Source organism: Citrobacter sp. Igbk 17 (genome assembly GCF_028069775.1).
Classification (GTDB): domain Bacteria; phylum Pseudomonadota; class Gammaproteobacteria; order Enterobacterales; family Enterobacteriaceae; genus Citrobacter.
This window is the reverse complement of the sequence record NZ_JANEWI010000052.1, coordinates 1-16,095: the sequence shown is the minus strand read 5'-3', so window position 1 is coordinate 16,095 and position 16,095 is coordinate 1. Positions and strand designations below refer to the sequence as shown.

Annotated in this window: 18 protein-coding genes; 14 read left to right on the top strand and 4 right to left on the bottom strand. The window is 52.2% G+C overall.

Features of this window, described 5'->3' with window-relative positions; translation table 11 throughout:
• Positions 1-51 precede the first annotated feature (51 nt).
• Positions 52-948 carry a LysR family transcriptional regulator gene (locus NNO08_RS21420; protein WP_271457507.1) on the top strand — a complete coding sequence of 299 codons (897 nt, stop codon included), beginning with the start codon at positions 52-54 and terminating at the stop codon, positions 946-948.
• Positions 949-965: 17 nt separating this feature from the next.
• Here NNO08_RS21420 and srmB read toward each other — a convergent pair whose 3' ends face one another.
• A complete protein-coding gene (gene srmB, locus NNO08_RS21415) occupies positions 966-2,294 on the bottom strand; it encodes an ATP-dependent RNA helicase SrmB (RefSeq protein WP_271440661.1) in 1,329 nt (442 codons plus the stop codon).
• Between the two features lie 130 nt (positions 2,295-2,424).
• Between srmB and trmN the strand changes: the two genes are divergently transcribed.
• Complete coding sequence (trmN, locus tag NNO08_RS21410; protein WP_271457506.1) at positions 2,425-3,162, top strand: tRNA(1)(Val) (adenine(37)-N(6))-methyltransferase TrmN; 738 nt, start codon at positions 2,425-2,427, stop codon at positions 3,160-3,162.
• On the opposite strand, the gene nadB is transcribed toward trmN, so the two are convergent.
• On the bottom strand, positions 3,147-4,769 hold the full coding sequence (nadB, locus tag NNO08_RS21405) for an L-aspartate oxidase (RefSeq protein ID WP_271455220.1): 1,623 nt from the start codon (positions 4,767-4,769) through the stop codon (positions 3,147-3,149). The two genes, trmN and nadB, sit on opposite strands and share 16 nt — an antisense overlap.
• 263 nt (positions 4,770-5,032) lie before the next feature.
• On the opposite strand from nadB, the gene rseD reads away from it, so the two are divergent.
• The 12 genes from rseD to acpS all read left to right on the top strand — a co-directional run bounded on the left by rseD (position 5,033) and on the right by acpS (position 14,722).
• Positions 5,033-5,197: a rpoE leader peptide RseD gene (rseD, locus tag NNO08_RS21400; RefSeq protein WP_124022090.1), complete on the top strand. Its 165-nt coding sequence runs from the start codon at positions 5,033-5,035 to the stop codon at positions 5,195-5,197.
• A complete protein-coding gene (gene rpoE / locus NNO08_RS21395; RefSeq protein ID WP_003037573.1) occupies positions 5,194-5,769 on the top strand; it encodes an RNA polymerase sigma factor RpoE in 576 nt (191 codons plus the stop codon). Before rseD ends, rpoE begins: the two co-directional genes overlap by 4 nt.
• Positions 5,770-5,800: 31 nt before the next feature.
• Positions 5,801-6,451, top strand: a complete 651-nt coding sequence (gene rseA / locus NNO08_RS21390) for an anti-sigma-E factor RseA (protein ID WP_271440664.1) — start codon at positions 5,801-5,803, stop codon at positions 6,449-6,451.
• On the top strand, positions 6,451-7,407 hold the full coding sequence (rseB, locus tag NNO08_RS21385; protein ID WP_048210886.1) for a sigma-E factor regulatory protein RseB: 957 nt from the start codon (positions 6,451-6,453) through the stop codon (positions 7,405-7,407). Before rseA ends, rseB begins: the two co-directional genes overlap by 1 nt.
• Positions 7,404-7,868: a SoxR-reducing system protein RseC gene (gene rseC / locus NNO08_RS21380; RefSeq protein ID WP_202038023.1), complete on the top strand. Its 465-nt coding sequence runs from the start codon at positions 7,404-7,406 to the stop codon at positions 7,866-7,868. Before rseB ends, rseC begins: the two co-directional genes overlap by 4 nt.
• Positions 7,869-8,138: 270 nt before the next feature.
• Positions 8,139-9,938 carry a translation elongation factor 4 gene (lepA, locus tag NNO08_RS21375; RefSeq protein WP_005130327.1) on the top strand — a complete coding sequence of 600 codons (1,800 nt, stop codon included), beginning with the start codon at positions 8,139-8,141 and terminating at the stop codon, positions 9,936-9,938.
• Positions 9,939-9,953: 15 nt separating this feature from the next.
• Positions 9,954-10,928: a signal peptidase I gene (gene lepB / locus NNO08_RS21370; RefSeq protein WP_048210888.1), complete on the top strand. Its 975-nt coding sequence runs from the start codon at positions 9,954-9,956 to the stop codon at positions 10,926-10,928.
• Positions 10,929-11,166: 238 nt separating this feature from the next.
• Positions 11,167-11,847: a ribonuclease III gene (rnc, locus tag NNO08_RS21365; protein WP_003037579.1), complete on the top strand. Its 681-nt coding sequence runs from the start codon at positions 11,167-11,169 to the stop codon at positions 11,845-11,847.
• Positions 11,844-12,749: a GTPase Era gene (gene era / locus NNO08_RS21360; protein WP_271440665.1), complete on the top strand. Its 906-nt coding sequence runs from the start codon at positions 11,844-11,846 to the stop codon at positions 12,747-12,749. The genes rnc and era overlap by 4 nt, the downstream gene beginning before the upstream one ends.
• A 134-nt stretch (positions 12,750-12,883) precedes the next feature.
• Positions 12,884-13,594: a DNA repair protein RecO gene (gene recO, locus NNO08_RS21355; RefSeq protein WP_137383480.1), complete on the top strand. Its 711-nt coding sequence runs from the start codon at positions 12,884-12,886 to the stop codon at positions 13,592-13,594.
• Between the two features lie 16 nt (positions 13,595-13,610).
• Positions 13,611-14,342, top strand: coding sequence for a pyridoxine 5'-phosphate synthase (gene pdxJ / locus NNO08_RS21350; RefSeq protein ID WP_137383470.1), 732 nt, complete (start codon positions 13,611-13,613; stop codon positions 14,340-14,342).
• Entirely contained in the window at positions 14,342-14,722 is a 381-nt protein-coding gene (gene acpS / locus NNO08_RS21345) for a holo-ACP synthase (RefSeq protein ID WP_005130319.1), read from the top strand. Before pdxJ ends, acpS begins: the two co-directional genes overlap by 1 nt.
• Positions 14,723-14,846: 124 nt before the next feature.
• Here acpS and NNO08_RS21340 read toward each other — a convergent pair whose 3' ends face one another.
• Together NNO08_RS21340 and NNO08_RS21335 are read right to left on the bottom strand one after the other, a co-directional pair.
• The gene (locus NNO08_RS21340) at positions 14,847-15,107 is read right to left on the bottom strand and encodes a YfhL family 4Fe-4S dicluster ferredoxin (protein WP_137383471.1); all 261 of its coding nucleotides are present in this window, start codon (positions 15,105-15,107) and stop codon (positions 14,847-14,849) included.
• Positions 15,108-15,162: 55 nt separating this feature from the next.
• Positions 15,163-16,011 (bottom strand): MurR/RpiR family transcriptional regulator, encoded by an 849-nt coding sequence (locus NNO08_RS21335; RefSeq protein ID WP_048210891.1) that lies wholly within the window; start codon positions 16,009-16,011, stop codon positions 15,163-15,165.
• Positions 16,012-16,095 lie beyond the last annotated feature (84 nt).

Here is a 16,095-nt window from a genome sequence, read left to right as displayed (position 1 = left end):
AAATGAATGTTTTTGCATCTTGAATTCGATAATTTCGATAGGTTGGTGAGGATGGATTTACGTCGGTTTATTACGCTAAAAACGGTAGTGGAAGAGGGCTCATTCCTTCGGGCTTCACAAAAGCTTTGCTGTACGCAATCAACCGTAACGTTTCATATTCAACAGCTTGAACAAGAACTCTCAATACAGTTATTCGAAAAAATTGGCCGGCGGATGTGCCTCACCAGTGAGGGGAAACGGCTGATGCCACATATACATGACCTGACTCGCGTGATGGCATCGATACGTCAGACGGCGCAACAAGATGCACAGCCGAGCGGTGATCTCCGCGTCGCAACCGGAGAAACGCTGCTGGCCTATAAAATGCCGCAGGTTTTACAGCGCTTTAAACAACGCGCTCCTGATGTTCGGTTGTCCCTACAGTCGCTCAATTGTTATGTCATTCGCGATGCTCTGCTGGGTGATGAGGTAGATCTGGGGGTGTTTTATCGGGTGGGAAATGATGATGCGCTTGAGATGCTGTCGCTGGGTGAACAGTCACTGGCACTGGTCGCCTCTCCGGCTCTTCAGGACGTTGATTTCACTCAGTATAATCAGCATATTCCCTGCAGTTTTATTATTAATGAACCACAATGTATTTTTAGACAGCGTTTTGAAAGTCTGCTGCGTAAGCGACAGATTACGCTGGAAAATACTATTGAGCTATGGAGTATCGAAAGCATCAAGCAGTGTGTCTCTGCGAATCTTGGTGTCAGTTTTTTACCGCGGTTTACCGTTAAGAATGAATTACACTCGGGAGAATTAATCGAGTTGCCGTTCAGTGAAAAGCCTGAACTGATTACCGCATTGTGCGCACATCATGCCGGAAAAGTCGTTAGCCCGGCGATGCGGGTTTTTATGGAATGTATTACAGAGAGCTTTGCTGTACATGAAAAAATGCCGGGCTGACTGGCCCGGCATTCTGCTTACTCTTTGTCGGACTGCTGGGTAGCAGCTCCGCTCGGTTTACGACGTTTGCCGATATTCTTGGCGTCGCGGTGACGTTTTTTCACCCGCGGCTTCTCTTTCTCTTTTGCTTTTTTCTCTGCACGTTTCGCCAGCACTTTCTTGGATGGCTTGCCGTTAGACTTCTCACTTGGCGCACGCGTGGTTGGACGCAGTTCATCAATGACGCGTGCCTTCAATGGCTCGTCAATATAACGACTCGCTTTGCCGAGTAACAGGTGGTCATGCGCTTCAACCAGTGAAATCGCGGTACCTTTCCGCCCGGCACGACCAGTACGGCCAATGCGGTGCAGATAGGCATCGCCGCTGCGCGGCATGTCGAAGTTAAACACGTGGCTGACGTCAGGAATATCGATCCCGCGTGCGGCAACGTCAGTTGCTACCAGCACGTTCACGCGACCATCGGTCAGGCGTTTGATCGCTTCGTTACGCTTAATCTGCACCATCTCGCCTTCGAGATAGCAGTTATTAATGCCAGCCTGGCGCAGCCAACCTGCCAGCTCGTGCACACGTTCGCGTTTGCGTACAAAGACAATTGAGCGGGTCGCTTCCGGCTGTTTTAGCAGATGGATCAGCATGGCAGTTTTGTGCTCGATATCATCGGCACGGTAGTAAAACTGATGGATCTTCTTGCGTTCGCGGGTGGACGGATCCGCTGAGACTTCGACCGGATCTTCCAGCAGACGCTCGGCAAAATCTTTGATCGCGTCGCCTTCCAGCGTGGCGGAGAACAGCATAGTTTGCTTACGCCAGCGGGTTTCACCGGCGATATGTTCGATGTCCTGGGCAAAGCCCATGTCCAGCATGCGGTCTGCTTCATCGAGGATCAGTGTCTCAACCGCATGACAGTCGAAGTTTTCTTCTTTAATGTACTGCAGCAGGCGACCCGTGGTGGCGACCACGATGTCCTGGTTTTCGCTAAAGACTTCCATGTGGTTCATGTAAGCCACGCCGCCGGTAATGGTAGCAATATCCAGATGCGTATTCTTTGCCAGCTCACGGGCGTGTTCGGCAACCTGCATCGCCAGTTCGCGCGTCGGTGTCAGGATTAAAATGCGCGGCGGACCGGATTTCTTGCGCGGGAAGTCGAGCAGGTGCTGCAACGCTGGCAGCAAATATGCCGCCGTTTTACCGGTGCCTGTCGGCGCAGAACCGAGTACATCACGGCCATCGAGCGCAGGCGGAATGGCGGCAGCCTGAATGGCGGTCGGGCGAGTGAAACCTTTTTCCTGGAGGGCTTCCAGCAGGCTTTCATCGAGTTCAAGTTCGGAAAAAGTCGTTACAGTCATGTTCTACCTCTGAGTGGGGCGCTGATTATAGACGTTACGGCTGCAATCTTCATCTGTTTGTATGGATATACCTTCTCAGGTATTGTTTTTATCCTATGTTATCGTTTTTTTCCCAGGAAGGTTGTTCTTCATGCCTCAGTCTACATCCGTACTTCGGCGTAATGGGTTTACTTTTAAGCAGTTTTTTGTGGCACACGATCGTTGTGCAATGAAAGTCGGAACGGACGGTATTTTATTGGGTGCCTGGGCTCCTGTGGCCGGCGTAAAACGGATCCTTGATATTGGTACCGGGAGTGGCTTGCTGGCGCTGATGCTGGCCCAACGTACAGACGAAAACGTCATCATAGATGCTGTTGAGCTTGATGTTGATGCTGCACAGCAGGCGCAGGAAAACATTGCGCAATCTCCTTGGAAGCATCGTGTGGCGGTGCATTCAGAGGATGCTCAGCAATGGGTACCGCGCCAGACCGTACGTTTTGACCTGATTATCAGCAACCCTCCCTATTATGAACAGGGCGTGGAATGTGCTACACCGCAGCGCGAGCAGGCACGCTATACCACCACGCTCGATCACCAAGCATTGCTCACGCTGGCGGCTGACAGCATTACCGAAGAAGGTTTTTTTTGTGTGGTGCTGCCGGAGCAAATTGGCAACGCGTTTACCCAGCAGGCATTAAGCATGGGTTGGCATTTGCGTTTGCGTACGGATGTCGCCGAAACTGAAGCCCGGTTACCGCATCGGGTTTTGCTGGCATTCTCCCCGCAGACCGGGGAGTGCTTTAGCGACAGGCTGGTTATCCGTGGGTCAGACCAGCGTTATTCTGAAGGCTACACGGCGCTGACCCAGGCATTTTATCTGTTTATGTGATGGTTTAACGGCGAGAGAATGGACGGGCCTGATTCAGGAAGCTGCTCTGGATAATCCAGCGTGTAGTGCAGGCCCCGACTTTCTTTGCGCATCATCGCACAGCGTACAATTAACTCGGCTACCTGCACCAGATTGCGCAGTTCCAGCAAATTATTCGACACGCGGAAATGGGCGTAATATTCGTCGATTTCTTGCTGTAGCATCGTGATACGTCGCAGCGCACGCTCCAGACGTTTGGTCGTACGCACGATGCCGACGTAATCCCACATAAATAGCCGTAACTCATGCCAGTTATGCTGGATAACAACCAATTCATCCGGGTTTTCTACCCGACTTTCATCCCAACTTGGGAGGGAGTTAACGCCGCGGGCATAGGGCATTCTGCGGTCAATATCTTCCGCTGCAGACCAGCCATACACCAGACACTCCAGCAGCGAGTTCGACGCCATGCGATTGGCACCATGCAGACCGGTATAGCTCACTTCGCCGATTGCGTATAAACCGTCGACATCTGTGCGGCCAAAGTCATCAACCATCACACCGCCGCAGGTATAGTGTGCTGCGGGGACGATGGGGACCGGCTCTTTGGTCAGATCAATACCCAGGCCTAACAGTTTTTCATAAATCATCGGGAAATGCTGACGGACAAATTCTTCGGGTTTATGGCTGATGTCGAGGAACATGCAGTCAGCACCCAAACGCTTCATTTCATGGTCGATGGCACGGGCGACAATATCACGCGGGGCCAGCTCGCCGCGCTTGTCAAAGTCGGGCATAAAGCGTGAGCCATCCGGGCGTTTCAGGTGCGCGCCTTCCCCGCGCAGCGCTTCGGTCAGCAGAAAATTGCGCGCTTGTGGATGATACAGCGCGGTTGGGTGAAACTGGTTAAATTCGAGATTGGCAACGCGGCAACCCGCACGCCAGGCCATGGCTATCCCGTCACCGGAGGAAATATCCGGGTTGGTGGTGTATTGATACACTTTAGAAGCACCGCCGGTAGCCAGCACGACTGACTTCGCATGACAGGTTTCAACAGCCTCTTTATTCCGGTTCCAAATCCATGCTCCAACAACCCTGCGTGTCCCCGGCAGACCAATTTTATCTGAGATGATCAGGTCCACGGCGTTACTGCGCTCCAGCACCCGAATATTCGGATGATTTTGCGCCTGGCTGACCAACGTGGTTTCGACCTCTTTACCGGTGGCATCTGCCGCATGCAGGATCCGCCGATGGCTATGGCCGCCTTCTCGGGTCAGGTGATAGCTTTCTTCGCCGTTGGGCTGAACCTGAGTATCAAATAAGACGCCTTGATCAATCAGCCACTGGACACACGAACGGGCGTTGCTGGCAACAAACTCAACGGCATGACGATCGCAAAGACCGGCTCCTGCAATCAGCGTGTCTTCAACGTGGGAGTCAATGCTGTCGGTTTCATCAAAAACGGCGGCGATGCCACCCTGAGCATAAAATGTCGAGCCTTCGCTAACCGGCCCTTTGCTCAGGACAATGACCTGATGTTTTTCAGCCAGGCGTAGCGCCAGTGAGAGTCCGGCAGCCCCGCTGCCAATGATCAGCACGTCACAGGATAATTCAGGAGTCGTATTCATGATTTTTGTTTAATTTACTAAACAGTGTTTGGTCACCATAGCACCACATTGCGCGATACTGCACGTTTTATTTTTAACTGTGTTGCAACGGCTAAACATAGAGGAAAGGCATGGGGCGGAGTGAAAGAGCAAAAATATTTTGTGAAGCAGGCCGTTAGCATCAGATTATGAGGTGAAATAAAGTGGCTGTTGGGTTACTCTGCAAGCGGTGAAATGGGCATTTCTATACAGATAGTGCGTTGATCGGGTTATGTAGACTTATAATGAGAGATAAGACCTGTCTACAACATGACAAACAAAAACAAATGCGTAACGGAACTTTACGAAACTTGAGCACTCTAAGCTTTTGCTTGCTCATAGTGAAGCTTATGGAGTGGCGTTTCGAAAGCGCGTGGAAATTTGGTTTGGGGAGACTTTACCTCGGATGAGCGAGCAGTTAACGGACCAGGTCCTGGTTGAACGGGTCCAGAAGGGAGATCAGAAAGCCTTTAACTTACTGGTGGTTCGCTACCAGCATAAAGTGGCGAGTCTGGTTTCCCGCTATGTACCTTCGGGCGATGTTCCCGATGTTGTACAAGAAGCATTTATCAAGGCCTATCGTGCGCTGGACTCGTTCCGGGGAGATAGTGCTTTTTATACCTGGCTGTATCGTATTGCAGTCAATACAGCGAAGAATTACCTGGTCGCTCAGGGGCGTCGTCCACCTTCCAGTGATATAGATGCGATTGAAGCAGAAAATTACGAAAGTGGCGGAGCACTGAAAGAAATTTCGAACCCTGAGAACTTAATGTTGTCAGAAGAACTGAGACAGATAGTTTTCCGAACTATTGAGTCCCTCCCGGAAGATTTACGCATGGCAATAACCTTGCGGGAGCTGGATGGCCTGAGCTATGAAGAGATAGCCGCTATCATGGATTGTCCGGTGGGTACGGTGCGTTCACGTATCTTCCGAGCGAGGGAAGCTATTGATAATAAAGTTCAACCGCTTATCAGGCGTTGACGATAGCGGGATACTGGAAAAGGTATTAGGCATGCAGAAAGAAAAACTTTCCGCTTTAATGGATGGCGAAACGCTGGACACTGAGTTACTCAAAGAGCTGACTCATGACCCGGAAATGCAAAAAACCTGGGAGAGTTATCACCTGATTCGCGATTCTATGCGAGGTGATACCGCCGACGTTCTCCATTTCGATATTTCCGACCGCGTAATGGCTGCTATCGCAGATGAGCCAGTACGTCAGGCGGCGCCATTGATCCCTGAGGCCCAGCCAGCACCGCATCAGTGGCAGAAAATGCCATTCTGGAAGAAAATGCGTCCGTGGGCCGCGCAGCTTACCCAAATGGGTGTGGCCGCGTGTGTATCACTTGCAGTTATTGTTGGCGTCCAGCACTATAATGGACAATCTGAAACGTCCCAGCAGCCCGAAACGCCGGTATTTAATACATTACCGATGATGGGTAAAGCCAGTCCGGTGAGCCTGGGTGTACCTTCTGACGCGACAGCCAGTGGCGGTCAGCAACAGCAGGTACAGGAGCAGCGTCGTCGTATTAATGCCATGTTGCAAGATTACGAACTGCAACGTCGACTGCACTCCGAACAGCTTCAGTTTGAGCAGGCGCAAACACAGCAAGCCGCTGTCCAGGTGCCAGGAATTCAAACTTTAGGAACGCAATCGCAGTAATGAAGCAACTTTGGTTTGCCATGTCACTTGTGGCTGGTAGCCTGTTCTTCTCTGTAAACGCCTCGGCCAATCCTGCGTCCGGGGCGTTGTTGCAGCAGATGAATCTGGCCAGCCAGTCGCTCACCTATGAGCTGTCATTTGTCAGCATCAATAAACAGGGCGTTGAATCCCTACGTTATCGCCATGCCCGCCAGGACAACCGCCCTCTTGCACAGTTGTTGCAAATGGATGGACCGCGCCGGGAAGTGGTGCAACGTGGCAACGAAATCAGTTACTTTGAGCCAGGACTCGAACCATTCACGCTGAATGGCGACTATATCGTTGATTCTCTGCCATCCCTGATTTACACCGACTTTAAACGTCTTGCTCCCTACTATGATTTTATCGCGGTAGGCCGCACGCGTATTGCAGACCGACTCTGTGAAGTTATCCGCGTGGTCGCGCGTGACGGTACGCGTTACAGCTACATCGTCTGGATGGACACCGAAACCAAGCTGCCAATGCGTGTCGATCTCCTCGATCGGGATGGCGAAACGCTTGAACAATTCCGCGTTATCGCCTTTACCGTCAATAACGGGGTTAGCGACAGCATGCAGACGCTGGCGAAAGCAAATCTTCCGCCGTTACTGTCTGTTCCAGCGGGGGAGAAAACTAACTTCAACTGGAGTCCATCGTGGTTACCACAAGGATTCAGTGAAGTCTCCAGCAGCCGACGTCCACTGCCGACAATGGATAACATGCCGATTGAATCGCGCCTGTATTCTGATGGCCTGTTCAGTTTTTCTGTGAACGTGAACCGCGCGTCGCAAAACAGCGCCGATCAACTGCTGCGCACCGGACGCCGAACGGTCAGTACTACCGTGCGGGATAACGCCGAAATCACCATTGTGGGCGAGCTCCCGCCGCAAACGGCAAAGCGTATCGCGGACAATATTAAGTTCAGGGCCGCGCAATGATTAAAGAATGGGCAACGGTTGTTTCCTGGCAAAATGGCCTGGCGACGGTCAGCTGCGATGTTAAAGCATCGTGTAGCAGCTGCGCGTCGCGGGCTGGATGCGGCAGTCGTGTGCTGAACAAACTGGGGCCGCAAACAACGCATACTATCGTGGTACCCAGCGATGAACCGCTGACGCCAGGGCAAAAAGTTGAACTGGGTATTGCCGAAGGGAGTCTGTTAGGCTCGGCGATGCTAGTGTATATGTCTCCGCTGGCGGGACTCTTTATTTTTGCTGCGCTGTTTCAGGTGCTGTTTGGCAGCGATATCGCCGCACTCAGCGGGGCGATACTGGGCGGCGTGGGGGGATTCCTGATTGCGCGAGGATATTCCCGTAAGCTTGCTGAGCGCGAAGCCTGGCAACCGGTTATTCTCAACGTTGCTCTCCCGCCCGATCTTATTCGCGTCGAAACCCAGCAGTGATATCTTTGCCTGATGGCGCTGCGCTTATCAGGCCTACAGCGTCCTCAGATGCAGAAGTAGGCCGGATAAGGCGTTTATGCCGCCATCCGGCAAAAGTTTCACTGACTTTGCAAAGTTGTTTCCAGTTCCCGCTATCCTTGCTCTATGAACATTTCCTCGCCTCGGCGATGTAGTGTAGAATGCGGCGTTTCACTAAAACAGACGTTAAGCTCAGAACAGCGACTTCTCAGAGCCTGCCCAGGCAGGCGTAAGGCACAATAATTACACTATATGAAGAACATACGTAACTTTTCAATCATAGCTCACATCGACCACGGTAAATCGACGCTGTCTGACCGTATTATCCAGATCTGCGGTGGCCTGTCTGACCGTGAAATGGAAGCGCAGGTTCTCGACTCGATGGATCTTGAGCGTGAGCGCGGTATTACTATCAAAGCGCAGAGCGTGACGCTCGATTTCAAAGCATCTGATGGTGAAACCTACCAGCTTAACTTTATCGACACCCCGGGCCACGTTGACTTCTCTTATGAAGTTTCTCGCTCGCTTGCTGCCTGTGAAGGCGCACTGCTGGTCGTTGATGCCGGGCAGGGTGTTGAAGCGCAAACACTGGCTAACTGCTATACCGCCATGGAAATGGATCTGGAAGTGGTGCCGGTACTGAACAAAATTGACCTGCCAGCCGCCGATCCAGAGCGTGTGGCGGAAGAGATTGAAGATATCGTCGGCATCGATGCGGCTGACGCTGTCCGTTGCTCGGCGAAAACCGGTGTTGGCGTGACCGACGTTCTTGAACGTCTGGTACGTGATATTCCGCCGCCGGAAGGTGACCCGGAAGGCCCGTTACAGGCGTTGATCATCGACTCCTGGTTCGATAACTATCTCGGTGTGGTCTCGCTGGTCCGTATTAAAAACGGTACCATGCGTAAAGGCGACAAAATCAAAGTGATGAGTACCGGTCAGGTCTACAACGCCGACCGCCTGGGTATCTTTACGCCGAAACAGGTTGACCGTACCGAACTGAAGTGTGGCGAGGTAGGTTGGTTAGTTTGCGCCATTAAAGACATCCTCGGTGCACCGGTAGGCGATACCCTGACACTGGCGCGCAACCCGGCGGATAAACCCCTGCCTGGCTTTAAAAAAGTGAAGCCGCAGGTATACGCGGGTCTGTTCCCGGTCAGCTCCGACGACTACGAAAACTTCCGTGATGCGCTTGGTAAGCTGAGCCTGAACGATGCTTCCCTGTTCTACGAACCGGAAAGTTCTACCGCGCTGGGCTTCGGCTTCCGCTGTGGCTTCCTGGGGCTGCTGCACATGGAGATCATTCAGGAGCGTTTGGAACGTGAATACGATCTTGATCTGATCACCACCGCGCCGACCGTAGTTTACGAAGTGGAAACCACCGCGAAAGAGACTATCTACGTCGATAGCCCGTCCAAGCTGCCACCACTGAACAACATCTACGAACTGCGCGAGCCGATTGCTGAATGTCATATGCTGCTGCCGCAGGCATACCTCGGCAACGTTATTACGCTGTGTATCGAGAAGCGTGGTGTACAGACCAACATGGTTTACCACGGTAACCAGGTTGCGCTGACCTATGAAATTCCAATGGCAGAAGTGGTCCTCGACTTCTTCGATCGTCTGAAGTCGACCTCTCGTGGCTACGCGTCGCTGGATTATAACTTCAAACGTTTCCAGGCCTCCGACATGGTACGTGTTGATGTTCTCATCAACAACGAACGCGTCGATGCACTGGCGCTGATTACTCACCGCGATAACTCCCAGAGCCGCGGCCGTGAGCTGGTCGAGAAGATGAAAGATCTGATCCCACGTCAGCAGTTTGATATCGCAATTCAGGCGGCCATTGGTACGCACATCATTGCGCGCTCAACGGTTAAACAGCTGCGTAAAAACGTTCTGGCTAAGTGCTACGGTGGTGATATCAGCCGTAAGAAAAAGCTGCTGCAAAAACAGAAAGAGGGTAAAAAGCGAATGAAGCAGATCGGTAACGTCGAACTGCCGCAGGAAGCCTTCCTCGCTATTCTGCATGTCGGTAAAGACAGCAAATAATCTTAAGGAGTTGGCATGGCGAACATGTTTGCCCTGATTCTGGTGATTGCCACACTGGTGACGGGCATTTTATGGTGCGTAGATAAGTTTGTCTTCGCGCCAAAACGCCGGGAGCGCCAGGCTGCGGCACAGGCCGCTGCAGGCGATTCACTGGATAAAGCGACGCTGAAAAAAGTGGCCCCTAAGCCGGGCTGGCTGGAAACCGGTGCATCCGTTTTCCCGGTACTGGCTATTGTGCTGGTGGTGCGCTCATTTATTTATGAACCATTCCAGATCCCGTCGGGTTCGATGATGCCAACACTGTTGATTGGTGATTTTATTCTGGTAGAGAAATTTGCCTACGGAATTAAAGATCCTATTTATCAGAAGACGCTAATCGAAACAGGCCACCCGAAACGCGGTGACATCGTGGTATTTAAATACCCGGAAGATCCACGTCTGGACTACATCAAACGTGCTGTCGGTTTACCGGGAGACAAAGTGACGTACGATCCGGTGGCGAAAGAGGTCACTATTCAGCCAGGATGCAGTTCTGGTCAGGCTTGTGAGAACGCGCTGCCGGTAACCTATTCCGATGTTCAGCCAAGCGATTTTGTGCAGACGTTTGCTCGTCGTAACGGCGGGGAAGCGACCAGCGGTTTCTTTGAAGTTCCGCTGAACGAAACGAAAGACAACGGCATTCGCCTGACCGAGCGTAAAGAAACGCTGGGTGAGGTAACACACCGCATTCTGATGGTGCCAATCGCGCAGGATCAGGTGGGGATGTATTACCGTCAGCCGGGTCAGCAGTTAGCCACCTGGATCGTTCCACCGGGGCATTACTTCATGATGGGTGATAACCGTGACAACAGCGCGGACAGCCGTTATTGGGGATTTGTACCGGAAGCGAATCTGGTAGGTAAAGCGACCGCAATCTGGATGAGTTTCGACAAACAAGAAGGTGAGTGGCCAACCGGTGTTCGTTTGAGCCGCATTGGTGGCATCCACTAATTGCTGATAATTGTTCACGCTGTCGTCTTAATAACGACAGCGTGAATTATTTCTCGGATTAATTCCCTCAGACTAACGACATCCCTTGTCGTTGTGTATAGAATATTCCCCCGAAGTTTTAGGTTGGCACCGTCAGGTTGCCACGGCACACGAAACAGCATTGGTCTCTCAAATGACGGGTGTATATCAGGTCTGTTTCGTGTGCTGAATTGTTGACGCATTCATTTATTGGTATCGCATGAATCCCATCGTAATTAATCGGCTTCAACGGAAGCTGGGCTACACTTTTAATCATCAGGAGCTGTTGCAGCAGGCATTAACTCACCGTAGTGCCAGCAGCAAACATAACGAGCGTTTAGAATTTTTAGGCGACTCTATTTTGAGCTTTGTTATTGCGAATGCGCTGTATCACCGTTTTCCGCGTGTGGATGAAGGTGACATGAGCCGCATGCGCGCCACGCTGGTGCGTGGAAATACGCTGGCTGAATTAGCCCGTGAATTTGACCTCGGTGAATGTTTACGCCTGGGGCCGGGTGAATTGAAAAGCGGCGGTTTTCGTCGCGAATCAATTTTGGCGGATACCGTCGAAGCGTTGATCGGTGGGGTCTTCCTCGACAGCGATATTCAGACGGTTGAACAGCTGATCCTGAACTGGTATCAAACGCGTCTGGACGAAATTAGTCCGGGCGACAAACAAAAAGATCCGAAAACGCGCTTGCAGGAATATTTGCAGGGTCGCCACCTGCCGTTGCCGTCTTATCTGGTGGTGCAGGTCCGTGGCGAAGCGCACGATCAAGAATTTACAATCCACTGCCAGGTCAGCGGCCTGAGTGAACCGGTGGTTGGCACAGGTTCGAGCCGTCGTAAGGCTGAGCAGGCTGCCGCCGAACAGGCGTTGAAAAAACTGGAGCTGGAATGAGCGAAGAGAAAACTTACTGCGGATTTATTGCCATCGTCGGTCGCCCGAACGTCGGCAAATCCACCCTGTTGAATAATCTGCTTGGGCAGAAGATTTCTATTACCTCACGTAAGGCACAGACAACTCGTCACCGTATTGTTGGCATCCATACTGAAGGCGCGTATCAGGCAATTTATGTTGATACCCCGGGTCTGCATATGGAAGAGAAACGTGCCATCAACCGTCTGATGAACAAAGCGGCAAGCAGTTCTATCGGTGACGTTGAGCTGGTCATTTTTGTCGTGGAAGGCACACGCTGGACGCCGGACGACGAGATGGTGCTCAACAAACTGCGTGACGGTAAGGTTCCGGTTATTCTGGCTGTGAATAAAGTGGATAACGTCCAGGAGAAGGCCGATCTGTTGCCACACCTGCAGTTCCTGGCAAGCCAGATGAATTTCCTCGATATCGTCCCGATGTCAGCCGAAACTGGACTGAATGTCGATACTATCGCGGGCATCGTGCGTAAACATCTGCCGGAAGCGATTCATCACTTCCCGGAAGATTACATCACCGATCGTTCTCAGCGTTTTATGGCCTCTGAGATCATCCGCGAAAAACTGATGCGTTTCCTGGGTGCTGAGCTGCCTTATTCTGTCACCGTCGAAATTGAGCGTTTTATTTCTAATGAGCGCGGCGGTTACGACATCAACGGTCTGATCCTCGTTGAGCGTGAAGGGCAGAAGAAGATGGTGATTGGTAATAAAGGTGCCAAAATCAAAACCATCGGCATTGAAGCCCGTAAAGACATGCAGGAGATGTTCGAAGCGCCTGTACACCTGGAGTTGTGGGTGAAAGTGAAATCCGGCTGGGCCGATGACGAACGCGCGCTGCGCAGCCTCGGTTACGGCGACGACCAGTAGTTTTAATACTCTATGGCTTTCGAGGTGCAGGAAGGCGGCAAGTCCGCGAATCCCCGGGAGCTTACTCGCGTAAGTGACTGGGGTGAACGGGCGCAGCCAACGCACCTGCAACTTGAAAGACGACGAGTATTATGATGGAAGGATGGCAACGCGCTTTTGTCCTGCATAGCCGCCCGTGGAGCGAAACCAGTCTCGTGCTGGATGTCTTCACGGAAGAGTCTGGCCGCGTGCGCCTTGTCGCCAAAGGCGCACGTTCTAAACGTTCCAACCTGAAAGGCGCACTCCAGCCTTTTACCCCGCTGTTACTTCGCTTTGGCGGCCGTGGTGAGGTGAAAACCTTGCGCAGTGCGGAAGCCGTATCTCTGGCACTCCCCCTTAGCGGTATCACGTTGTACAGCGGCCTGTACATCAATGAACTCATCTCGCGTGTGCTTGAGTATGAAACCCGTTTTTCTGAACTCTTTTTCGACTACCTGAACTGCATTCAGGCACTGGCTGGCGCGACAGGTTCGCCAGAGCCGGCGCTGCGTCGCTTTGAACTGGCCTTACTTGGCCACCTGGGCTACGGCGTGGATTTCACCCACTGTGCGGGCAGCGGCGAGCCGGTAGATGACACCATGACCTACCGCTATCGGGAAGAAAAAGGATTTATCGCCAGTGTTGTTATCGATAACAGCACCTTTACCGGACGCCATCTGAAAGCACTTGAATCGCGTGAATTTCCTGATGCTGACACGCTGCGTGCTGCGAAACGCTTTACCCGTATGGCCTTAAAGCCGTATCTTGGTGGTAAGCCCTTAAAGAGCCGCGAATTATTCCGGCAGTTTCTGCCGAAGCGAAAATAAAATAACGAGGATTGTCATGGCTGAATTACTGTTAGGCGTCAACATTGACCACATTGCCACTTTACGTAATGCTCGTGGTACCGCATACCCGGACCCGGTTCAGGCAGCGTTTATCGTTGAACAGGCTGGCGCGGATGGCATCACCGTACACCTGCGTGAAGACCGTCGCCATATCACCGACCGCGACGTACGTATTCTGCGCCAGACGCTGGATACGCGCATGAATCTGGAAATGGCGGTAACCGAAGAAATGCTGGCTATCGCCGTAGAGACGAAGCCGCATTTTTGCTGCCTGGTGCCGGAAAAACGTCAGGAAGTCACGACGGAAGGGGGGCTTGACGTTGCGGGGCAGCGCGACAAAATGCGCGATGCCTGCAAGCGACTGGCTGATGCCGGAATTCTGGTCTCGTTGTTTATCGATGCGGATGAAGAACAAATTAAAGCGGCTGCCGACGTGGGCGCTCCGTTCATTGAGATTCATACCGGTTGCTATGCTGATGCGAAAACCGATGCTGAACAGGCGAGTGAACTGGCGCGTATTGCTAAAGCGGCGACTTTTGCTGCCAGTCTGGGCCTGAAGGTGAATGCCGGTCACGGTTTGACGTACCATAACGTTAAAGCCATTGCGCGGATCCCGGAAATGCACGAGCTAAACATTGGGCATGCCATTATCGGACGTGCGGTGATGAGCGGGCTGAAGGACGCGGTAGTGGAAATGAAACGTCTGATGCTGGAAGCGCGTGGCTAATGGCGATTCTGGGTTTAGGCACGGATATCGTGGAGATTGCGCGGATCGAGGCGGTGATCTCCCGCTCCGGTGAACGCCTGGCCAGACGGGTCCTGAGTGACAACGAATGGGCCATCTGGGAAACGCATCAGCAACCGGTGCGTTTTCTGGCAAAGCGCTTTGCGGTAAAAGAGGCGGCAGCAAAAGCCTTCGGTACCGGCATTCGCAATGGGCTGGCGTTTAATCAGTTTGAAGTCTTCAACGATGAACTCGGTAAACCGCGTCTGCGGTTATGGGGGGAGGCGTTAAAACTGGCGGAAAAACTCGGCGTCGCGCATATGCATGTGACGCTGGCCGATGAACGGCACTACGCTTGTGCCACGGTGATTATCGAAAGCTAGTTTCAGGACGTTGCCGGATGGCGAGGCGTCTTATCCGGCCTACGGGTTATGCGTTTTTTACAGGTGCTGGGTAGGCCTGATAAGCGTTAGCGCCATCAGGCTTCATCGCCGGATGGCGACGCGGCTATAGTTTATCCGCGTGATGCATCAATACAAACTTATCCCACAGCTGTTCTTCGGTTTCGCTATGTGCCGGGTCTTTCAAAATTGTGTTGGGGATCGGACACACTTTCTGACAGGTTGGTGTGTCGTAATGGCCTACGCATTCTGTACATTTGTCGCTGTTAATCTCGTAGATGCTCTCACCCATCGAAATCGCCTCATTCGGGCATTCGGGTTCGCACATATCGCAATTGATACACTTTTTAGTGATTAACAGGGCCATCAGGAAACTCTCAAAACATCACAAATCGGGCGGGCATTATACGCGCATTCTTTGTTCAGACCAGTTTTTTTACCAGCGCTTCACTGTGGCGAATTCGTTCCGGAGCATGTTCTAAATCTTGCTGAACCAGCGCCATAAACAATAAATCTGTAAGCATCATCTGTGCGTGCGTCGATGAAATTGCCGCGCTGCGCGTCGCTTGTTCTTCGGCAATCGTATACAGGCAATGGCTTGCTCGCTGTTGCAGGGCATTGGGTGTAAATCCGGTGATGGCAAGAATTTTGGCACCGGTACGCAATGTTTCATCCGCAGCCAGGTTGAGTTCACGACGTTCCCCGGTATAGGAAATCGCCAACAGGAGATCGCCCGGCGAAAGCGCCTGTACCGTTGCCAGCAGTGCGTGCATATCGCGTTCCACTACCGCGTTAAAACCAATTTTCAGCAGCTTCCAGGCAAAATTCTGTGCAACCAGCCCAGAGGCACCAATTCCGGTCAGGACAATGCGTCGGGCTGAGCGTAACAAGGCAACGCTTTCCATCAGCTTTTCTTCGCTGTTGATATCCAGTGTGGCGTGCATGGCCGCAACGTTCTCCTGAATCAGTTTTTCACCAACCAGACGCATTGGGTCGTCGCCGCGGATCTGATTATGCACTGGGATAGAATGGGGATTGGGATTACTGGCCAGTGCTTCGCTGATCGCCAGTTTCAGTGCGGGAAACCCTTTAAACCCCATTTTTTGTGCGAACTTCACGACGCTGGACTGGCTGACGCCCGCTTCAAAAGCGAGTTGCTGTGAACTGAGATGACGCGCAGTATCCGGCTGTGCGAGGAGGTAATCCGCAAGCTTTTTATCGCTTTGCGCGAGGTCCGGGTAACGCTGACGAATGCGAATCAAACAGTTCATGCTGTCTCCTGGCGAAAACGTGATGGCGATTACAAAACAAAATTTCACTCGCCTGGGTGAATATTATATTCCATTATAACGGAT